Source organism: Rhizobacter sp. P3_C12 (assembly GCF_056402735.1).
This window is the reverse complement of sequence record NZ_JBFUGW010000366.1, coordinates 1-5,053: the sequence shown is the minus strand read 5'-3', so window position 1 is coordinate 5,053 and position 5,053 is coordinate 1. Positions and strand designations below refer to the sequence as shown.

The window sequence follows — 5,053 nt, the reverse complement described above, 5'->3', positions numbered from 1 at the left end:
ACGAAGTACCGTCCGGGCGGTTCAATCGACCCGACGTCCGGGCAACAATCCACGCTTCCAGGAGACACACGCATGACGATCGCTTTCCACAGCCGCCGCCGCAACATCGCCGTGGCCGCCACGGCACTGGCCGCCGGCTTCTTCCTGACCGCCGCCCATGCCGATGACGCCAAGCCGCGCGTCGGCCTGGTGATGAAGTCGCTGGCCAACGAGTTCTTCAAGAACATGACCGAGGGCGCGCTGGCCCACGAGAAGAAGCGCGGCGACTTCGCGTTGAAGGCCGTCGGCATGCAGTCGGAGACCGACTTCGATGCGCAGACCGCCGCGGTCGAGAACTTCGTGACGCAGAAGTACGACGTGATCGTGATCGCGCCGGCCGATTCGCGGGCGATGGTCGCGCCGGTCGCGAAGGCGCTGAAGGCCGGCATCACGGTCGTCAACTTCGACGTGGCGCTGGACCCCGCGGCGATGAAGAAGGCCGGCCTCGACCTCGCCTTCGTCGGCCCCGACAACCGCGCCGGCGCCAAGATGGCCGGCGACGAACTCGCGAAGGCGATCGGCCCGGGCGCCAAGATCGTCATCATCGAAGGCAACCCCGGCGCCGACAACGCGCTGCAGCGCAAGCTGGGCTTCGAGGACGCGGCCAAGGCCGGCAAGCTGAACATCGTCGCGTCGCAGACCGCGCACTGGGAGACCGAGGAGGCGAACGCCGTCTTCTCGAACATCCTGACCGCCAACCCCGACATCAAGGGCGTGATGGTGGCCAACGACTCGATGGCGCTCGGCGTCTCGAAGGCACTCGATGCCGCGGGCAAGTCCGGGCAGATCAAGGTGGTGGGCTTCGACAACATCCCGGCCATCCGCCCGCTGATCAAGCAGGGCAAGGTGCTCGCCACCGTCGACCAGTTCGGCAGCGAGATGGCCGCCAACGCGATCGACTACGGCATCAAGTCGCGCAAGGACAAGCAGCCGCTGAAGGGTTGGGTCAAGACGCCGATCGAGCTCGTCACGGCCAAGAACCTGAAGTAAGACCGCGCTGCCCAGGGAGCCCGCGCGTGGACCAGCACGACAACAACATCACCGCCGCCACCACCACCGCCGCCGTCGCGCTCGAGCTGCAAGGCTTGACGCGCCGGCACCCCGGCGTGGTCGCGCTCGACGGCGTCGACCTCACGCTGATGCGCGGCGAGGTGCACGCGCTGGCCGGCGAGAACGGCGCCGGCAAGTCCAGCCTGATCAAGATCCTGTGCGGCGCCGACCGCCCCGACGCCGGCCGCATGCGGCTGTTCGGCGAGGCCTACGCGCCGCACTCGCCGCTGGCGGCGATGCGCGCCGGCATCCGCGTCGTGCACCAGGAGCTGCACATGCTGGGCGAGCTGTCGGTGGCCGAGAACCTGCTGTTCGAGCGGCTGCCGCGCACCCGGCTCGGGCTGCTCGACCGCGCCGCGATGGACCGGCGGGCGCGCGAGCTGCTCGCGCTGGTCGGGCTGGACGAGCTGTCGCCGGCCACGCGCGTCGGCACGCTGGGCATGGCGCAGCAGCAGCTGATCGAGATCGCGAAGGCGCTGTCGAACCAACGGGGTGGGGCAGCACGCATCGTCATCATGGACGAGCCGACCGCCACGCTGACCCCGCGCGAGACCGACCGCCTGCTCGCGATCATCCGCAAGCTGCGCGACGACGGCGTCACGGTGGTGTTCGTCTCGCACCACCTGCAGGAGCTGTTCGAGGTCTGCGACCGCGTCACGGTGCTGCGCAACGGCCGGCACGTCGCGACGCAGCCGATGGCCGGCACCTCGACCGGCGAGCTGGTGCGGCTGATGGTGGGGCGCGAGCTGGTCGAGCGGCCGCCGCGCGTCGCGCCGGTGCTCGACGCCAACCGGCCCACGGCACTGCGCGTCGAGGGCCTGCGCCACGCCGGCCGGCGCGATGCGTCGTCCGAGACCGCGCCGATCAGTTTCAGCCTGCGCTATGGCGAGATCGTCGGGCTCGCCGGCCTGGTCGGCTCCGGCCGCACCGAGACGCTGCGCGCGATCTTCGGCGCCGACCGGGCTGCTGCCGGGCAGGTCTTCCGCGACGACCGCCCGGTGCGCATCGCGAGCCCGCGCGACGCGCTCGCGCACGGCATCTGCCTCGTCACCGAGAACCGCAAGGAAGAAGGCCTGGTGCTCGACATGCCGATCCGCGCCAACCTGAGCCTGGCGCAGCTCGGTGCGGTGTCGCGCGGCGGGCTGCTGAAGGCCGAGGCCGAGAACGCCGCGGCGCGCCGCATGGCCGGCGAGCTGCAGATCCGGCTCGCGTCGATCGCGCAGCCGGTGCGCCAGCTGTCCGGCGGCAACCAGCAGAAGGTGGTGCTCGGCAAGTGGCTGCTGCGCGACCCGAAGGTGCTGCTGCTCGACGAGCCGACGCGCGGCGTCGACGTCGGTGCCAAGGCCGAGATCCATGCGCTGCTCGAACGCATGGCCGCGCAGGGCCTGGCGGTGCTGGTGGTGTCGTCCGACCTGCGCGAGCTGATCGGCCTGTGCGACCGCATGCTGGTGATGAGCCGCGGCGTGCTGGTCGGCGAGGTGCCGCGCGCGCAGTTCGATGAAGAGGCCATCCTCGCGATGGCCTACCGTGAATACCTGGTGCGCCCGCAGCAAGCGGCACGAGAAGCAGCCTGAGGCATGGATGCGATGCAAACGATGAACCTGACTCCCCCGAAACCCGCCGGCGGCGCCTCGGCGGGCGACCGCGCCGCGCTGGTGCTGCGCGAGGCCGGCATCGGCCTGGCGCTGYTGCTGCTGGTGGGCGTGTTCGCGCTGCTGTCGCCGATCTTCCTGACGACCGGCAACCTGACGAACATCTTCACGCAGATCTCGATCAACGTGATCCTCGCGGTCGGCCTGACCTTCGTGATCCTGATCGGCGGCATCGACCTGTCGGTCGGCTCGGTGATGGCGTTCTGCGCGGTGGTGGCCGGCACGGTGCTGAAGCTCGACGGGCTCGAGCCGGCGGCGGCGATCCCGCTGGCGCTCGCCGCGAGCATCGCGGTCGGCGCGGCCTGCGGGCTGGTCAACGGCGCGGTGTCGGCGTGGTGGGCGATCCCGTCGTTCATCGTCACGCTCGGCATGCTGAACATCGCGCGCGGCGCTGCGCTGCAATGGACGCAGGCGCGTTCCATCTACGAATTCCCCGATGCCTTCAACAACTTCGGCAGCGCCACGCTGCTGGGCGTGCCGGCGATCTTCCTGGTGGCGCTCGCGCTGGTGGCGGCCGGCTGGTTCGTGCTCAACCGCACCGTGTTCGGCCGGCTGGTCTACGCGATCGGCAACAACGAGGAGGCGGTGCGGCTGGCCGGCCACAACGTGCGCTTCCACAAGATCGCGGCCTTCGTGATCTGTGGCGCGGCGGTCGGCGTCGGCGCGGTGATCTACATGACGCGGCTGACGATCGCGAGCCCGATCTCTGGCATCGGTTTCGAGCTGAACGCGATCGCGGCGGTGATCATCGGTGGCACGAGTCTTTCCGGCGGGCGCGGCTCGATCATCGGCACGCTGCTCGGAGCGTGCATCATCGGGGTCCTGGCCAACGGCCTGATCCTGATCGGCATGAGCGACTTCCTTCGACAGATGGTCACCGGTTTCGTCATCATCCTCGCGGTGGTGCTGGACGTGCTGCGCGCACGGCTGGCGCAGCGTGCGGCGCGATGAACCACACCGAACGCAGCGGTGGCAGCGGCGGTGGCCGCGAGGCGCGCGTGCCGGCCCGCCTCAGCACCATCAAGGACGTGGCGCAGCAGGCCCAGGTGTCGGTGACGACGGTGTCGCACGTGGTCAACGGCACGCGCTTCGTCAGCGAGGCGGCCCGCCAGCGGGTGCAGCAGGCGATCGAGGAGCTGCGCTACGTGCCGAGCGCGCTGGCGCGCAGCCTGAAGAGCAACCGCACCCACACCGTCGGGATGATGATCCCGAACAGCTCGAACCCGTATTTCGCCGAGATCATCCGCGGCATCGAGGACACCTGCTACGAAGCCGGCTTCAACGTGATCCTGTGCAACTCCGACGACGATCCGCTGAAGCAGAGCACCTACGTGCGCCTGCTCAGCGAGAAGCAGGTCGACGGGCTGATCGTGATGTCGTCCGGGGCCGACGGCGAGCTGCTCGATACCTTGCGCGACGCCAACATGCCGCAGGTGGTGGTCGACCGCGAGATCGACGACCTGGAGGCCGACCTGGTCGAGGTCAACCACGAGGCCGGCGGCGTGATCGCGACCGAGCACCTGCTGTCGCTCGGGCACCGGCGCATCGCCTGCATCGCCGGGCCGCAGACGCTCTCGTCGGCGCGCCAGCGCGTGCTGGGCTACCACCGCGCGCTGCGCGAGGCCGGCCTGGCGGTCGACGACCGGCTGCTGCGCAGCGCCGATTTCACGAGCGCCGGCGGCCATGCCGCGATGGTCTCGCTGCTGCAGGCCGGCTTGCAGCCGACCGCGGTGTTCGTCTCGAACGACCTGATGGCGATCGGCGCGGTCTGCGCGGCGGCCTCGCACGGCCTGCGCATTCCGCAGGACCTGTCGGTGATCGGCTTCGACGACATCGCGCTGTCGGCCTACAGCAACCCGCCGCTGACGACCGTTGCGCAGCCCAAGCACCGCACCGGCGAACTGGCGGCGCAGCTGCTGATGCAGCGCATCGCCGACCGCGGGCGCGCGTTGCAGCGCGAGATCCTGCAGCCGTCGCTGACGGTGCGCCACTCGACCGGGCCGGTGCCTTCATGACGCAACGGCAAAGGATCGTCGTGCTCGGCAGCGTGAATGCCGATCTCGTGCTGCGCTGCGAACGCCTGCCGGCGCCCGGCGAGACGGTGCACGGCCGCGAGTTCAAGGTGCTGCCGGGCGGCAAGGGCGCCAACCAGGCGGTGGCCGCGGCGCGGCTGGGCGCGGCGGTCAGCTTCATCGGCCTGCCGGCGCCCGGCGAGACGGTGCACGGCCGCGAGTTCAAGGTGCTGCCGGGCGGCAAGGGCGCCAACCAGGCGGTGGCCGCGGCGCGGCTGGGCGCGGCGGTCAGCTTCATCG

5 protein-coding genes are annotated in these 5,053 nt (G+C 70.4%); all 5 read left to right on the top strand.

Going from position 1 to position 5,053, the window contains the following annotated elements; translation table 11 throughout:
• The first annotated feature begins 72 nt into the window (after positions 1 to 72).
• Positions 73 to 1,029, top strand: a complete 957-nt coding sequence (locus AC1DXV_RS31115; RefSeq protein WP_477937338.1) for a sugar ABC transporter substrate-binding protein — start codon at positions 73 to 75, stop codon at positions 1,027 to 1,029.
• 26 nt (positions 1,030 to 1,055) lie between these two features.
• Positions 1,056 to 2,663, top strand: a complete 1,608-nt coding sequence (locus tag AC1DXV_RS31110) for a sugar ABC transporter ATP-binding protein (protein WP_477937336.1) — start codon at positions 1,056 to 1,058, stop codon at positions 2,661 to 2,663.
• Positions 2,664 to 2,684: 21 nt separating this feature from the next.
• Positions 2,685 to 3,692 carry an ABC transporter permease gene (locus AC1DXV_RS31105; RefSeq protein ID WP_477872274.1) on the top strand — a complete coding sequence of 336 codons (1,008 nt, stop codon included), beginning with the start codon at positions 2,685 to 2,687 and terminating at the stop codon, positions 3,690 to 3,692.
• Positions 3,689 to 4,756 carry a LacI family DNA-binding transcriptional regulator gene (locus AC1DXV_RS31100; protein WP_477937334.1) on the top strand — a complete coding sequence of 356 codons (1,068 nt, stop codon included), beginning with the start codon at positions 3,689 to 3,691 and terminating at the stop codon, positions 4,754 to 4,756. The genes AC1DXV_RS31105 and AC1DXV_RS31100 overlap by 4 nt, the downstream gene beginning before the upstream one ends.
• Positions 4,753 to 5,053 (top strand): PfkB family carbohydrate kinase (locus AC1DXV_RS31095; protein WP_477937332.1); only part of this gene is annotated, 301 nt, incomplete at its 3' end. The genes AC1DXV_RS31100 and AC1DXV_RS31095, both read left to right, overlap by 4 nt.